This window comes from Leifsonia araucanica, from assembly GCF_051161895.1.
Lineage (GTDB): Bacteria > Actinomycetota > Actinomycetes > Actinomycetales > Microbacteriaceae > Leifsonia.
In genome coordinates this window covers 3,956,246-3,970,647 of record NZ_JBMBTW010000002.1, presented here as the reverse complement: position 1 = coordinate 3,970,647, position 14,402 = coordinate 3,956,246, and the positions used below count along the sequence as shown (strand labels likewise).

16 protein-coding genes are annotated in these 14,402 nt (G+C 69.3%); 9 read left to right on the top strand and 7 right to left on the bottom strand.

Annotated features, from left to right (window positions below; translation table 11 throughout):
* Positions 1-183 precede the first annotated feature (183 nt).
* Both ACN6M5_RS19035 and ACN6M5_RS19030 read left to right on the top strand, forming a co-directional pair.
* Positions 184-564, top strand: coding sequence for a DUF488 domain-containing protein (locus ACN6M5_RS19035; protein ID WP_434952263.1), 381 nt, complete (start codon positions 184-186; stop codon positions 562-564).
* Positions 561-1,136 (top strand): mismatch-specific DNA-glycosylase, encoded by a 576-nt coding sequence (locus ACN6M5_RS19030; RefSeq protein WP_434952261.1) that lies wholly within the window; start codon positions 561-563, stop codon positions 1,134-1,136. Before ACN6M5_RS19035 ends, ACN6M5_RS19030 begins: the two co-directional genes overlap by 4 nt.
* A gap of 11 nt (positions 1,137-1,147) precedes the next feature.
* On the opposite strand, the gene ACN6M5_RS19025 is transcribed toward ACN6M5_RS19030, so the two are convergent.
* Entirely contained in the window at positions 1,148-1,612 is a 465-nt protein-coding gene (locus ACN6M5_RS19025; protein ID WP_434952259.1) for a hypothetical protein, read from the bottom strand.
* A gap of 120 nt (positions 1,613-1,732) precedes the next feature.
* Positions 1,733-2,320 (bottom strand): GNAT family N-acetyltransferase, encoded by a 588-nt coding sequence (locus tag ACN6M5_RS19020; protein ID WP_434952257.1) that lies wholly within the window; start codon positions 2,318-2,320, stop codon positions 1,733-1,735.
* A gap of 73 nt (positions 2,321-2,393) precedes the next feature.
* Between ACN6M5_RS19020 and ACN6M5_RS19015 the strand changes: the two genes are divergently transcribed.
* The 4 genes from ACN6M5_RS19015 (at position 2,394) to ACN6M5_RS19000 (ending at position 5,247) form a co-directional block, all read left to right on the top strand.
* Entirely contained in the window at positions 2,394-2,843 is a 450-nt protein-coding gene (locus tag ACN6M5_RS19015) for a MarR family winged helix-turn-helix transcriptional regulator (protein ID WP_179150889.1), read from the top strand.
* Between the two features lie 20 nt (positions 2,844-2,863).
* Positions 2,864-3,286 carry an organic hydroperoxide resistance protein gene (locus ACN6M5_RS19010; RefSeq protein ID WP_085371404.1) on the top strand — a complete coding sequence of 141 codons (423 nt, stop codon included), beginning with the start codon at positions 2,864-2,866 and terminating at the stop codon, positions 3,284-3,286.
* Positions 3,287-3,304: 18 nt separating this feature from the next.
* A complete protein-coding gene (locus tag ACN6M5_RS19005) occupies positions 3,305-4,282 on the top strand; it encodes a zinc-binding dehydrogenase (RefSeq protein ID WP_168690793.1) in 978 nt (325 codons plus the stop codon).
* 80 nt (positions 4,283-4,362) lie between these two features.
* The gene (locus ACN6M5_RS19000; RefSeq protein ID WP_434952254.1) at positions 4,363-5,247 is read left to right on the top strand and encodes a LysM peptidoglycan-binding domain-containing protein; all 885 of its coding nucleotides are present in this window, start codon (positions 4,363-4,365) and stop codon (positions 5,245-5,247) included.
* A 15-nt stretch (positions 5,248-5,262) separates the two neighbouring features.
* On the opposite strand, the gene ACN6M5_RS18995 is transcribed toward ACN6M5_RS19000, so the two are convergent.
* Together ACN6M5_RS18995 and ACN6M5_RS18990 are read right to left on the bottom strand one after the other, a co-directional pair.
* Positions 5,263-7,020 carry an ABC1 kinase family protein gene (locus ACN6M5_RS18995; RefSeq protein WP_434952252.1) on the bottom strand — a complete coding sequence of 586 codons (1,758 nt, stop codon included), beginning with the start codon at positions 7,018-7,020 and terminating at the stop codon, positions 5,263-5,265.
* Between the two features lie 5 nt (positions 7,021-7,025).
* Positions 7,026-7,574, bottom strand: coding sequence for a PadR family transcriptional regulator (locus ACN6M5_RS18990; RefSeq protein ID WP_434952250.1), 549 nt, complete (start codon positions 7,572-7,574; stop codon positions 7,026-7,028).
* A 165-nt stretch (positions 7,575-7,739) separates the two neighbouring features.
* Between ACN6M5_RS18990 and ACN6M5_RS18985 the strand changes: the two genes are divergently transcribed.
* Positions 7,740-7,922 (top strand): YegP family protein, encoded by a 183-nt coding sequence (locus ACN6M5_RS18985; RefSeq protein ID WP_085371400.1) that lies wholly within the window; start codon positions 7,740-7,742, stop codon positions 7,920-7,922.
* 20 nt (positions 7,923-7,942) lie between these two features.
* On the opposite strand, the gene ACN6M5_RS18980 is transcribed toward ACN6M5_RS18985, so the two are convergent.
* The gene (locus ACN6M5_RS18980; protein ID WP_434952248.1) at positions 7,943-8,290 is read right to left on the bottom strand and encodes a nuclear transport factor 2 family protein; all 348 of its coding nucleotides are present in this window, start codon (positions 8,288-8,290) and stop codon (positions 7,943-7,945) included.
* 45 nt (positions 8,291-8,335) lie between these two features.
* Positions 8,336-9,034: a TetR/AcrR family transcriptional regulator gene (locus tag ACN6M5_RS18975; protein ID WP_434952246.1), complete on the bottom strand. Its 699-nt coding sequence runs from the start codon at positions 9,032-9,034 to the stop codon at positions 8,336-8,338.
* Positions 9,035-9,154: 120 nt separating this feature from the next.
* On the opposite strand from ACN6M5_RS18975, the gene ACN6M5_RS18970 reads away from it, so the two are divergent.
* Positions 9,155-9,991 carry an SDR family oxidoreductase gene (locus ACN6M5_RS18970; RefSeq protein ID WP_434952244.1) on the top strand — a complete coding sequence of 279 codons (837 nt, stop codon included), beginning with the start codon at positions 9,155-9,157 and terminating at the stop codon, positions 9,989-9,991.
* A gap of 16 nt (positions 9,992-10,007) precedes the next feature.
* Here the strand turns inward: ACN6M5_RS18970 and ACN6M5_RS18965 are convergent, their stop codons facing one another.
* Positions 10,008-13,178 (bottom strand): InlB B-repeat-containing protein, encoded by a 3,171-nt coding sequence (locus ACN6M5_RS18965; RefSeq protein WP_434952242.1) that lies wholly within the window; start codon positions 13,176-13,178, stop codon positions 10,008-10,010.
* A 463-nt stretch (positions 13,179-13,641) separates the two neighbouring features.
* Here ACN6M5_RS18965 and ACN6M5_RS18960 point away from each other — a divergent pair, with 463 nt between their 5' ends.
* Positions 13,642-14,397, top strand: coding sequence for a hypothetical protein (locus ACN6M5_RS18960; RefSeq protein WP_434952240.1), 756 nt, complete (start codon positions 13,642-13,644; stop codon positions 14,395-14,397).
* Positions 14,398-14,402: the final 5 nt, after the last annotated feature.

The following is a 14,402-nucleotide window of genomic DNA, read 5'->3' as shown; positions in this document are numbered from 1 at the left end:
CGCATTACCGCGAATGCTCGCAAATCACGGTTGCATCCCGGGCGCGTCGCGAAGAAGTCGAGGCCCCACGGCCACGAAACGGCGGCGTTTGCGGGGATCTGACGTCACTCCCCGACCCTATCCGCGCTCCGCCCCGGATGCGAGGATGCTGGGACAGAGGACACGCGAGCGGAGGACACGACGATGACCGACACACCACGCGTCAGGGTCCGGCGAATCTACGAGAAGCCGAGCGCAGACGACGGGACACGCGTGCTCGTCGACCGCCTCTGGCCGCGCGGCGTGAGCAGGGAGCGCGCCCACCTCGACGCGTGGGACAAGGAGATCGCCCCGTCCACCGAACTGCGCACTTGGTACGGGCACGTCCCCGCCCGCTTCGACGAGTTCGCGGAGCGATACACGGCCGAGCTCGCCGACCCGCAGCGGACGGATGCCCTGGAGCGACTGCGCGGGATCGCCGCGTCGGGCACCCTCACCCTCCTGACCGCGACGAAGGACCCGGACATGAGCGAGGCCGCCGTGCTGGCCGGACTGCTCCGCGAGCATCCGGATGCTGCGGCGTGAGGTTCACGCGCGCGGAGCTCGAATCGTACCGGGGCGCCGAGCTGCCGGACGTTCTCAGCGACGGGGTCGAACTCGTCTTCGCCGGCATCAACCCCGGACTGCGCAGTGCGGCCATCGGAGCGAGCTTCGCCAACCGGGGCAACCGCTTCTACCCCGCGCTGCGGCTGGCCGGGATCACCGACAGGGTGATCGACTCGTCCGAGGGCTTCCTCCCCGACGACCGCGACCACCTCGCGCGCCGGAAGGTCGGGCTGACCACCCTGGTGAACTTCGCGACGGCGAAGGCGTCCGAGCTCACCGACGAGCAGCTGATCGCCGGGCGGGGGCGACTCGAGCGGGTGGCGGAGACGTACCGTCCGCGCGTGATCGCGCTGCTCGGCGTGACCGCATACCGCATCGCCTTCGCCGAACCACGCGCGGTGCCCGGCCGACAGGACAGGATGCTCGGCGCATCCACTGTCTGGGTGGTGCCGAGCCCGAGCGGACTCAACGCGCACTATTCGCTCCCCCAGCTGGCCACCGCATACCGGGAGGCGGCGGTGGCAGCCGGGATCCACGTCGGCGAGGAGTAGGCGGGCTCCGGTCAGCGCGTGGCGCGGGCGACCTGGTGGCCGTCGATGAACGAGGCGAGGCTCTCCTCGATGTGGAACTGGGTGTGCGCGAGGCGCGCATCCCGCACCTGCACCCGCTTGCGCGCCGCCCGGCGCCGGCCGTGCAGCCGGACGAGGGAGACGGTCACCTTCGCGATCACGATGGCCGCGAAGGCCGCGCCCGCCCACACCGCGATGAAGCCGGTGCTTCCGAGCAGGGAGGAGTTCAGCACGCCCCAGACCAGCACGGCGTCTGCGACGAGCAGGACGGCCGCAATGGTCAGCGGAGTCCAGACGAGGGTCGCCGGGCTGGCGGCCAGGAGTGCGCGCGCCTCTGCCAGCTCGCGTTCCTGCTGGCGGCGGCGATCTTTCGCCCACTGCAGGTCGCGTTCGTGACGCCGGAGCTGTCGTCGGGCCTCGTCGTGGGCATGGTTGTAGGAAAGGGTGTTCGGGTTCACAGCGTGTCCTTCGGGTTGACGTGACTGCGTTTCGTCCAGAGCCTAGCCAGAATGTTCCGTCTGTGGGTCAAATGGAGGACACGAGTTTGTACCCCAATTCGGGCGACACGCCCGGGCGTCTCAGGCCAGGTACGACGGCCTCGTGTCGGTGCTGAGCACGGACATGAGGATGGAGTCCACCCACTCGCCGTCCCAGTAGAGGGTGTCGCGCTGGCGCCCCTCGATGACGAAGCCCGCCTTCTCGTACGAGCGCTGGGCGCGCGGGTTGAAGGAGTAGACGTCCAGCGTGACGCGGTGCAGGCCGAGTTCGCCGAACGCGTAATCGAGAGCCAGCGTGGTCGCCTCCGTGCCGTATCCCTTGCCCGGGTTCCCAGGGAGGAGCGCGATCCGGAAGTTCATCGCCGCATCCTCTTCCTCCAGTTCGTTGAGGACGATTTCGCCGAGATACTCCCCCGTCGCTTCGTCGACGATGGCCCAGTCGACGCGGTCGTCGGCCGACTGGATGGAGGAGAGGTGGCGCGCCACCGCATCCCGTTCGAACCGGGTGCGGGTGCCGGTGAGACGCAGGGTCTCCTCATCCTGCAGTCCGCCCCAGACCGCATCCAGGTGCTCGGGACCGAGCGGCTCCAGCCGGAGGCGCGGGCCGCGGAGGGTGCGCACCGCGGTCAGGAGCGAGGTGTCGACGGCGGGCGGCGGAGTGGCAGGCATGGTCAGCGAGCCTAGCAAGCGCGATTCTCCCCGATAGGTTGTGCACAACTCAATTGCGTGCAATCATCGAGATATGCCCGTGACCGATGAGATGGTGTGCTTCTCCCTGTACGCCGCCACCCGTGCGACGACCCAGGCCTACCGTTCGCTGCTCGAACCGTGGGGAATCACCTACCCGCAGTACCTCGTGCTCGTGACGCTGTGGATCGAGGGCGACCAGACCGTCTCCTCGCTGGGCGACCACCTCCAGCTGGACTCGGGGACCCTGTCCCCGCTGCTGCGCCGGATGGAGCAGGCCGGGCTGGTGCGGCGCGAACGGCGGCAGCCGGACGAACGCGTCGTCACCGTCGCCATCGGCGACCGCGGGCGGGAACTGCGTTCCGAGCTCGCGCACATCCCGGCCAGGATCGCCGCGGGAACAGGCCTGCCCGATGAGAAGTCGGCAGCGGCCCTGATCGGAACACTCCACCATCTCACCGAGACGATGCACGCCGTGAGCGCGCACCAGCCGGTCGAGCACTGAAAAGCACAAGAAAGGCACCGATGAACGTCCTCTACACCGCAGAAGCCCTCTCGACAGGAGCGGGCCGTGACGGGCGCGTCGCCACAAGCGACAACTCGTTCGCACTGGACCTCGCCGTTCCGAAGGAGATGGGAGGCTCCGGAGCAGGCACGAACCCGGAGCAGCTGTTCGCCGCTGGATACGCGGCCTGCTTCCACTCCGCCCTGCAGGCGGTCGCGCGCAGCAAGAAGGTGACGCTGACCGACTCGTCCGTCGGCGGACGCGTGCAGATCGGCCCGAACGGCGAAGGCGGATACCAGCTGTCCGTGCTGCTCGAGGTCGTCCTCCCCGGCCTGGAGGCGTCGGAGGCGCAGTCGCTCGCCGACGCCGCGCACCTCGTGTGCCCGTACTCGAACGCGACGCGCGGCAACATCGACGTCACGATCACCGTCTCGGAGGACTGAGCCATGGCGACCGAGACGATGAAGGCGCTCGTGCACCACGAGTTCGGCGCCCCGGAGACGGTCCTCGCCGTCGAAGAGCGGCCGCTCCCCCAGCCCGGCGCAGGCCAGGTGCGCGTGCGGACGCTGCTCTCCCCCATCCACAATCACGACCTCTGGACGGTGCGCGGCACGTACGGCTTCAAGCCGTCGCTGCCCGCGCAGGCCGGAACCGAGGCCGTCGGCGTCGTGGATGCGCTCGGCGAGGGCGTCGACACGCTCGCGGTCGGCCAGCGGGTCGTCACGGGCGGGACCTTCGGTGTGTGGGCGCAGTACTTCGTCGCCGACGCAGCCGGTCTCATCCCGGTTCCGGATGCGCTGCCGGACGAGTCGGCAGCGCAACTGGTCTCGATGCCGTTCAGCGCGCTCAGCCTGCTGCACTCGCTCGATCTGCACGAGGGCGACTGGCTGATCCAGAACGCGGCGAACGGTGCGGTCGGCCGGATGGTCGCCCAGCTCGGCGCGGCGCGCGGGATCAACGTGGTCGGACTGGTGCGTCGCGCTGCCGGTGTCGACGAGCTGCGCGCTCAGGGCATCGATCGCGTCATCGCGACGGACGGCGACGGCTGGCGCGAGGAACTCGCAGCGCTCACCGGCGGCGCCCCGATCTCGGTAGGCATCGACTCGGTGGGCGGATCATCGGCCGGGGACGTGCTCTCGACGCTCGCGGTGAACGGCACGCTCGTGGTGTTCGGCGCGATGGCGTCGCCGACGCTGGAACTCGCATCCGGTGACGTGATCTTCAAGCAGGCCACGGTCAAGGGATTCTGGGGCAGCGTCGTCAGCAAGGAGATGCCGGCGGACGTGCGCGGGAAGCTGTTCGGCGAGCTGATCGCCCGGGTGTCGGACGGCACCCTGACGCTGCCGGTGGCGGGGACGTACCCGCTGGATCAGATCGACGCGGCCGTTGCAGCGAGCAACGAGGCAGGGCGCGTCGGCAAGGTTCTGCTGAGCGCGTGATATTCCGGCGGGCGGCTGCGACGCTCTGTCGCTTCCGCCCGCCGCCCCGCTAGGCTCGTCGGAGCCACACGGGGAGAAGCATGGTTCACAGGGGGAAGACGCGCCGTTTCGCGACGGCGCTGGGCGTCGGAGCGGTGATCGCGGGCGTTCTGTCCGGATGCGCGCTCTTCGGGGGCGCTCAGCCGACACCGACAGGCGCACGGCACACGACGCATTCGGCGACGCCGACGCCGAAGCGGACCTCCGACACGGCGACCGGCGCCGTCGGGAGCGCGACGCCGTCCGCTGCTCCCGTCCCGCCCGCGACGCTGACACCGGTTGCCGCGGGCACGGTCGTCGCGCAGGGCGACGTCGCATCGCCGAAGGGGAGCATCCACTTCCACTACCGGATCGTGTCGAATGGCAACAACACGTACACGGCCGAATACTCCGGGTTCACGTCGTCGGTCCCCGTCCCGGTGTCCGTGACGCTGCTGGAGATCCCGCCGAGCGTCGGAGACGGGCTGACGTTCCACGGGGTCGGCGATCACCCGCTCGGCGGGCCGACCACCGCCGGCGCATCGTCGTCGGCGCTGCTCGGCGACGTCGGGCAGCCGTCGTACCTGGGCACCCTCGTCACGTACTCGGCTGCGGCCTCCGCCGACGGTGTGCCGCAGGAGCTCGGGCCGGACAAGGTGCTGGCGGTGAACAGCATCCACTGGTCGGTGCCGGTGCGGGAGTCGAACGTGCACCCGGTGGATGGCGGGGCCAGGCAGGGCGCGACGGGAACGGTCTCGTCGACCACGGCGAGCGGCGCGCCGAAGCGCTATGCGATCGCGCCGGGCGACAACCCGACCGACGTGGCTGCGCGGTTCGGGATCCCGGTGGAGTATCTGCTGTGGCTGAACCCGGATCTGCCGGGAGACGGCGGGAACCAGTTCCTGTACGCATCCACGTCGTTGAATCTGGACCCGGACAGTTTGTAGCGAGCGCCGGCGCCGCTAGCGTCTGCGCCGGCCCGCGAACAGGGCATGCAGCAACGGCAGGACCGACAGCGCCATCAGGACGATGCCGAACACCGGCTCCCCCGGATGCAGCACAGCGCCCGAGATGAGCAGCGCACCGAACAGGATGGCGGAGACCACGCGTCTCGCCGTCCGGTCGAGGGACGCGACGCGTTGCTCGAGTCGCGGAGAGCGGACCTCGACGGTGCCGTCGTCGATGCGGTCGAGCAGTGCATCCACCCGCTTCGGCAGGCGCAGGGCGATGCCCGCGATCTCGACGGCCTGCTTCGCGAGATCCTGGACGACGTTCCCCCGCTCGTCGCGGAGCAGCTGGGCGGCGTACGGCTCGACCGAGTCCCAGAGGTTGAACTCGGGGTCGAGCGCGCTGCACACCCCGGACGTGAGCGACATCGCGCGGATGATCAGCAGGAAGTTCTCCGGCAGCTGGAACGGCAGCGAACGCACGACGTCGCCGAACTGCGCGGCGAAGTCGCGGAACTCGCGCGGGTCGACCTCGCGCAGCTCGGCGAACCCCATGCCGCCGAACCGGGCGAACAGGTGCGTCATCGCCTTCTCGAGCTCGGTGGTCTCGGCGGTGGGGAGGAGCACGCCGACGTCGCGCATCGCATCCACCAGTCCGCGACCGTCGCGGGAGGCGGCGGCGATCAGCAGCTTGCGCAGGCCGCTGCGGGTGGAGGACGGGACCTCGCCCATCATGCCGAAGTCGATGAAGGTCAGCTTCCAGGGCCGGGTGTCGGGTGCGCCGGGTGCGTCGGGTGCGTCGGGTGCTGGCGAGGCTGCCGCGGTGACGGGCGCGACCGGCGTGACGAAGATGTTGCCGGGGTGCGGGTCGGCGTGGAAGAAGCCGTTCGTGAACAGCTGGTCGAACATGACGGAGGCGAAGACCGGCGCCACCTGGGCGGGGTCGATGCCCGCCGCATCCAACGCGTCGGTGTCGGTGATCTTGATGGCCGTCACATCCTGGAGGGTGAGGACGCGCCTGGTCGTGCGCTCCCAAACCACCTCGGGCACCGCCACTCTGGCGTCCCCGGCGAACTGCTCGGCGAAACGCTCGGCGTTCGCGGCCTCGTGCAGGTAGTCGATCTCGTCGAGGCTCGTGGTCGCGAACTCCTCCACCAGTGCCGGCATGTCGACGCGGTCGGACACGAGCCGCACGCGGCTGAGCCAGCCGCCGACCTTCCGCAGCGCGGCGAGGTCGACGTCGACGATCGCGCCGATGCCGGGGCGCTGCACCTTGATGACGACGCCATCGAGTCCGGTGTCCGCCGCGTCGGCCGGCGCGAGGCGGGCACGGTGCGCCTGGCCGAGGGATGCGGCGGCGACCGGCGTCTCGTCGACCTGCGCGAACGCCTGGCCGAGCGGGACGCCCAGCTCGGCCTCCGCCAGCTCCCGGATGGCCGAGAAGGAGACGGGAGGCACCTCATCCTGGAGCCCCTCCAGCTCGGCGGTGATTTCGGGAGGCAGCACATCCAGCCTGGATGACATGAACTGCCCGACCTTGATCATCAGGCCGCCGAGCTCGACGGCGAGGCCGTGGAACCGCTGGGCGAAGCGCCGCATCCGCTTCGACCGGGTGCGATCGGCGACCCTCTGCAGGCCGATCCGCGGGAGGAACAGCTCGTACCACCAGGTCACGGCCAGATTCCAGCCGGCGAAGCGCAGGATGCGGCGGTAGCGGGCGCGCGTCGACCCCGCGCCCTGTGCTTCAGGACGAGCGGGACGAACCGACGACACCCGCGTCAGTCCTGGGCGAGGATCGAATACAGTTTCCGCCGCGCCTCGTCGAGCACGGCGGCGGCCTGGTCGACCTGCGCGGGCGTGCCGGTGCGGCGCACCTGGCCGGCGGCCTGCGCGAGCTCGAAGGCGGCCTTCGGAAGGGCGCCGAAGCCCGAGCCGTCCGCGGTGTTGCCAGCGCTGGACTCCCACGGCGCAGGACCAGCGGCCTCCGCCTCGGCGCGACCGCCCTCGGTGAGCGCGTACGTCTTGCGGCCGTTCGACTCCTCGGCGGTGAGCAGCCCCTCGTCGGCGAGCAGCTGCAGCGTGGGATAGACGGAACCGGCGCTCGGCTTCCAGCTGCCGCCGCTGCGCTCCTCGATCTCGCGGATGATCTGATATCCGTGCATGGGCTTCTCGGCGAGCAGCACGAGGACGGCGGCGCGGACATCGCCGCGGCCCATGCGCGGCGTGACGCGCTTTTCGAAGGTGGAGCGCAGCTGTTCGAACGCCTGCCACATGGTGTCGGCGTTGAGTCCGGGGCCGGTGGCGCCGGCCGGGAAGGACGTGTTCATGGTGTACCTCCGGATCGAGTCGGTAACGATAGTCAACGATATATCGTTACGGGTGCGGATGCGAGGGGTTCATCGACGAATCTGCCTCTCGACGGGGAGCGACCGCTGCCGCTAGGGTGTGCTCGTCTGACAGCACAGGAGCTGCAGCGAACAGGGAGACGAACGATGGCCGGGAAGTTCGAGATCTATCAGTCCAGCAACGGCGAATACCGCTTCCGGTTGAAGGCAGGGAACGGCGAGATCATCGCGGTATCCGAGGGATATAAGTCGAAGGCGTCGGCGAAGAACGGGATCGAGTCGGTGAAGACGAACGCGGGAAGCGCGAGCGTCGAGGATCTGACCGAGTAGGCGGTCGCGCGCGCCGCTCTCTACCGCAGGTACACGTAGAGGGCGGCGATCCGGCCGTCCCGGATGAGCGCCACGTCGGTGCCGCGCACGACCGGGTCCGCGCCGGCCGGACCGTATGACCACTCGACGGTGGCGAGATCCTGCACCTCGTGGAACGCCCCGGGGACGAACACGAAGCCGGGAGTGCGGTGGTGCAGCTCGCGGATCTTCTCGTTGATCGCCGCGGGACCGACCGCGACGCCGTCGTGGTCGGAGAACCGCGCATCCGGTGCGTAGAGTTCGGCGAGCACCGGGAGACGCCTGGCCTCGTCGCGTTCGTTGAAGACGCCGAGCAGGTTGCGGTGGAGGAGCTCCTCGAAGGTGGTCACGGTTTCTGTATACACGAAAGCCGCGGCTGGCCGACAGGGGCTGCGTCAGTGACGCGCGGTGGCCGACGGGGACGGCGTGCTGGCGAGGCCGTTCAGGATGGCGTCGATGGCGAAGTCGCGGCGGGCGCGCGCATCCGGGCCCGTGAGCGCTTCGGCGAGCTTCGCGACGTGGGGGTACAGGGCGGGGTCGGCGTCGCCGTAGACGGCTTTGACCCGCTCACGGGCTCCGTCGCCTCGCCCGCGGTCGGGGTGCGACGTGCGCTCGATGGCCGTCGCGGCGGCGAACTGGGCGATGAGATCGACTCCGAGCGCTGCCGCATCCTGGTCGATGCCGCCGAGTTCCATCAGGGTGAGCTCGTGCTCCGCCAGGCGGAGGGCTCCCGGACGGGTCGGGATGGCGCCCAGCGCGACCGCGCCGAGGCCCGGGTATGACTCGAGGGTCTCGATGGTGTTGACGATGGTCGCCGCCAGCGCCGGCCGCCACGCGCCGTCGCGGGCATCGACCAGCTGCACCTCGGCGTACGCGGAATCGAGGACGTGCTCGAGGAGCACGTCGCGATTGCCGAAGTAGGCGTACAGCGACGCCGGGCCCGTCTGGACCGCGGCAGCGACGTGCCGGAGCGCCACCGCCTCCACTCCCCGTTCGCGGATCAGCTGCCGAGCTGCATCGAGGATCAGCTGCCGGGAAAGTGGGACCTTCGCTGGTCGGTCCCGGCGCGAGACGGGCTCGGTGGATGCGGTCATGGGCCGATCGTAGCAATTGACACGATCAATGTTCTGTACGAACATCGTTCGCGAACGTTGTTCGTGATTGTGGCTCGTACTCGTTGTTCGTGTCCGTCGTCCGTGAGTGGAGGAAGAAAAATGTCGGTTGTGGTGGTGGGTGCCAGCGGTGCCGTTGGGAGCCTGGTGGTGTCTGGACTGGTGGAGCGAGGGCTCCCGGTACGGGCGACGAGCCGCGATCCGCGGAAGCTGAGCGCGCCGCCGCAGGTGGAGGTGTTCGCCGCGGATCTGAACGAGCCGGCCTCGTTCGGACCGGCGCTGGCGGGAGCGGATCGGGTCTTCCTGTACGCCGATCTCGAGGATCCGGAGGCGCTGGTCGCGCAGTTGGTCCGTTCGGGCATCCGGGACGTGGTGCTGCTGTCGTCGTCGGCGGTGACTCTCCCCGGAGCGTCGGACGACTTCAACGGTTCCCGATTCCTGCGCGTCGAACGGGCGATCGAGGCGTCCGGGCTGGACTACACGTTCCTTCACCCGGGCGGCTTCGCCAGCAACGCGGCGCGGTGGAGCTGGAGCGTGAAGGGCGAGAGCACGGTGCCGCTGCCGTATCCGGAGGCCGTGCAGGTGCCGATCCACGAAGCCGACATCGCCGATGTTGCGCTGGTCGCGTTGACCGGCGACACGTTGAGCGGCGCGACGCCCGTCCTCACCGGGCCGGAGCGCCTGACGCTGCGCGAACAGGTCACCACGATCGGCGAGGTGATCGGCCGCACGGTGTCGGTGATCGAGCAGACCGAAGCGGAATCGGTCGCGATGCTCTCGCAGTACGTGCCGGAGGTGTGGGTGAGGCAGATCGTGAAGGACTGGCGGGAAGCCGTGGGGACGGAGCCGGCGGTGTCCGGGGAGTATGCGCGCATTATGGGGCGGGCGTCGCGGAGCTTCCGGGAGTGGGTGGGGGATCATATGGAGTTGTTCCGCTGACGGCGAGGCGTCGCTGTCAGCGTGAGCTGTCTGGATGCCGCCGGTGCCGGATCAGGGAAGCCACGATTCCGGCCGCGAACAGGGCGGTCGCGAGCAGCAGCCCACCCGTCGGATCGCTCCCTGTGTCAGGCAGGTCGCCAGCCGGGGTGATCGGAGGGGCCGGAGGCGGTGACGGCGTCGGCGTCGGGCCGGGGGCGGCGGCCCACACGGCGTACAGCGTGAGATCGGCCGTGAGGGTGGAGACCACCAGGCGGTCGTATGCGGGGTCAGGGGTCGTCGCGGTGGGCGAGGTCGCCCAGCCGAGGAAGTCCGAGCCTGGCCCGGTGAAGCTCAGATCGGCCGCATCCGGATAGGTGATCGAGGCTCCGGGAGGACCATCCCACGCTGTCGAGCGCGCTGACCCGGCGTTCTCGCGGAAGGTCACGGTGAACCGAGGGTCCGGGTTCGCGTACGCGGCCGTCAGCGTCACGGACCCTGCGCCGAAACGGACGGTCCGTCCCGCCTGGTAGAGGCCGTCGCCCGGCACCGGGCTGGTGATGATGCGTGCGACGGCGAACCCGGCGGCCGGCCGCCACCCGATGAAGACCTCGTTGCCGCGCCGCAGCGACGAGCCGTCGGCGACGATCGCGCTGGACCCGGCGTCGTAGCGGTTCGGGTCGCTCGGGACGGCTCCCCACGTGTTCCCGTCGCCGTCGTAGAGCATCGGGAACGGCGCGGCGGCCGGCTGCTGCCAGCGTGCGTAGATGCGCAGGTCGCCGCCGACCGGGGTGTCGAAGTCGTATGGGACGAAGAAGCCGTCCGTTGTGCGCTGGAACCAGCCGACGAAGGTCTGGCCGTCCGGTTGCGGCGGCAGCGGGGCAGGCTCGGTCGCCGTTCCCTGGTCCTCCACGATCTGGGTGATGCCGTCGATGGGATCGACAGTGGACGGGTGGTCGTAGAACTGCACGGTGTGGGGGTCGTTCAGCCACTTGGCGTACAGGACGAGGTTGCTCGGCGGCATCGTCGCGCCGTCGAAGCGGAACGGCACGTTGAACTCCGAGTCGGTGAACCAGCCCTGGAACACGTCGTTTCCGCGCGTCGGGTCGGCGGGAGCCAGCTGCCCCAGAGAGCTCTCGTATGGGATGTTGGGGACAGGCGGGATCGCCGTGCCGCCTCCGCTGACGAAGCTGAGCGTGTATGCGTTGCGACTGTAGAACTGGTAACGGTATTTGTCGTTGGTGTTGGCGCTGTTCTTGAGCTGGTACAGCCGGTTGGTAGGCGCATCGAGCTGGAAGTAGTTGCCGATGGTGGCTGCCCCTGTGCCGTAGCCGACGTACGAAGTGAAGCCCTCGATCGGACTGGCGACCTGCCTGTCCCCCGTGGTGGCCCAGTACCAGGCCGTCCGGAACGGGGAGAAGACCCGGTGCCCGGTGGGGATGTCGACCCTGACCGTCGTCTTGTCGTTGTTGTAGAGGGTGGAGAGGTGCAGCGGGTCGTTCGGCGTCCCGCCTGGGCCGATCACCGCATCCGGTGCGGTGATCGACTGGTCGACCGTCTCGGTGTAGACGTATCGCTGGGTGAGGTTCTGGGTCCTGCTCGCGGCCATCTTGCCCTGCAGCGAGGTCGTACGGTTCGCCAGGTTCACCGACCCGGCATCCGCGTACGCCGCGGTGTATGTCGCGTTGAACACATCCGGCGTGACCTGCTGCGGACCCCAGCCGCGCATCACGCAACTCTGGTTCTGGGTGCCGGAATCGAGCGCGGTGATCAGCCCGGAACCGTCCACTTGCGACAGGGACACCGGAGCGACGTCCGCCGCCTTCATATCGAAGCCGATCTTCTCGCGCACCGAGAACGTCCCGAGCAGCTGACCGCCCCCGCGCTGCGTCGACTGGTAGTAGGTGGTGCCGCCGACGGTCATGGTGATGTCGTACAGGGTGGACGGAGCGCAGGGGGCCGACACGCTCAGCGAGCTGCCCGGGCTGATCAGCGTGAAGTCCGCCCGCCACAGCGCCCTGGTCAGGTACACGTTGACGACCGTGGAGCCGTCGCCCTGCACGGCGACGTTCTGCTGGCTGACGGCCAGGTCGGCGAATGTCATCGGGTCCGCTTGGGCGTTCGCGGGATCGAGTTGCGCACGGACGAGACTCTGTATCGAGGCGGGGATGTCGCCCTTGGCCGCCGGGCCGCTGACGGTCGTCCCCGCCGTCGCGGTCGCGGCGATGTCGTCGAGGAAGTCGTAGGTGCCCGGGTCGCCCAGCTGTGCGGGGGTCAGGGCGCCGTCGGATGCTCCCCAACTCGGCAGCGCCCCGCCAGCCGGCGTGAACACCGGCGCGGGATACCCGGCGGGCACCACGTTCGCCTTCTCCAGCCAGTAGCTGACGTGGTAGTCGACGCTCTGGCCGCTCCATCCGGCGTAGAGGGTCGCCGTGTCCGTGATCGGGAAAGCGATCGGCTGGGTGCGGCCCACGTCGGCCCACCACTGTGTGAACGCGTAGCCGGGGCGGGTCGGCGGCGGGACGGCCGCGAGGTCGGCCGCCGTGAACTCGGTGTCCGGCTCGAGCACGAACTCCGGCTCGACCGCGGTCCCGTCCGTCACGAAGGAGACGGCGAAACCGGCCGCGAAGACCGGGACGAGCCGCAGGTTCGCCGTGACCGGCGACGAGAAGTCGTACGGCGTCCGCGACGCGTCGCCCTGCCGGTACCAGTCGCCGGTGAAGACCTGCCCATCCGGAACGTGCGACACATCCGGTGCGATGTCGCCCAGCGGGGCGCCGTCCGCCACCTCGTCGGCATCGATGACATGCCGGGTGTCCGCGGCAGACGGGCCGGCCAGGAACTGCACGGTATGTGTGTTGGTGAAGCGCGCATCGACGACGAGGTCGGAAGTGACGACGGTCGTCAGGAAGTCGAACGGCACCTCCGAGCCGCCGGCGCCGGTCACCCAGCCGTCGAAGACGCCGTCGGCGGCGGGCGGGGCGGGCTGTCGTGGTGCGTGGCCGCCATCCACCACCTGGATGCTCGCCAGGGGGTGGCCAAGCGAGCGGAACGTCACGGTGTGGACGTTCCAGATGCCGGGGACGGTGGCGCTGCCGGCGGGGGCGGCAGCGATGGCGGCGGTGGCGGCGGGAGCGACGAGTGCCGGAGCGAGCAGGCCGAGGAGCAGCCCGGCGACGAGCGCTGCGGCAGCCGCCCCCGGTCTCCTCACGCGATATCCCCCTCCGTCATCGCATACGGTTCGGATCAGTGTGCACCCTTTGGGGGGTGAGTGCCTAGGGGGAATTCTGAAGCGGGGCCCCAATAGACAGCAGGGCGGTCTGAGGCGCTTTATACGCGTAGCGCGGGCTTCAAGGGACGTTCAGCCGGCCGTCGGTTTCGGTGTTGCAGTTGACGCCCGCACACCGGGCATTTCATCGGGCGGGTCTTACGGGCATGCCCGATTCGCGGAGTCCCACAGCCAACGATCGGGCAGCTGTGTCGCGCGCCGGGCTACCGGAGCCGGGCTCCTTTTGCAGGTCGACGGGTCGCAAGCGGTGGACTTCGCGTCACCAAGAGGCCGGCCACGCCATGATGGGAGAATGCTCGCTGTCATCTTCGACACCACCCTCTTCGAGGCCGCCCTACGCTCCGTGAGTGGACCTGGGCAGCGCCCGGGAATCGCGGTCCGCTGAGTGGCTGGCTTCGATGCGACCTTCAGGGCATCTCAACGCGACATTCCGATCGTTCGGGCGTGCTTCGCCGCCATCCGGCTTCGCGCTCGAAAGCTTGGCGCGCGCGTCAAGACTGAGGTGTACGAAGATGGCGCATACATCTGTTTCAACGCCAACACGTACGTCTTGGACATCCTCCTTGAGCGGTTGCGCCGCGACCTGCCGACGATCGCGGAGGCGACACCGAGCGAGCGCTCCCCCGCAGCGCGGCGCCGGACAGCCAACGGTCTGGTCGAGATCCTCAACCGATACCGCGGCATGATGTACGACCGGTACGACGAGGACTGGGTCCCTACATTGCGCGGGCGCACGATGCCTGTCACGGGCATCATTCATGACCTCTTCCCTCGTGACGCCCCCCATCTGATGGATCGTCTGCTCGTGACGATGGATCTGCTGGCGTCTTGGCACTTCGACGAGGTCGCGCCCGAGGTGCTGCTGGAGGAGATGCACACTGCCGCGGAGTTGATGCTGAAGTCCTTCGGGATCCCCAAGGCGAAGCGCATGAGCTTCGCGGAGCTCGTCGATGCCGCTCACGAAGAAGGTCGGATTCGCAGCGACCATCACGATACCCTCCTGTCGATGAAGACGACGAGAGCCCGAGTCAAGCACCGCGGTTCAACAGACGCTCGTGAGTGGCTCGACGCGCACTTCTGGGACGGGGCACGGGCGCTGGAGGCTCTGTCCGCTGAGGTTCGAGCGCAGGAGGGGCCATGACAGCT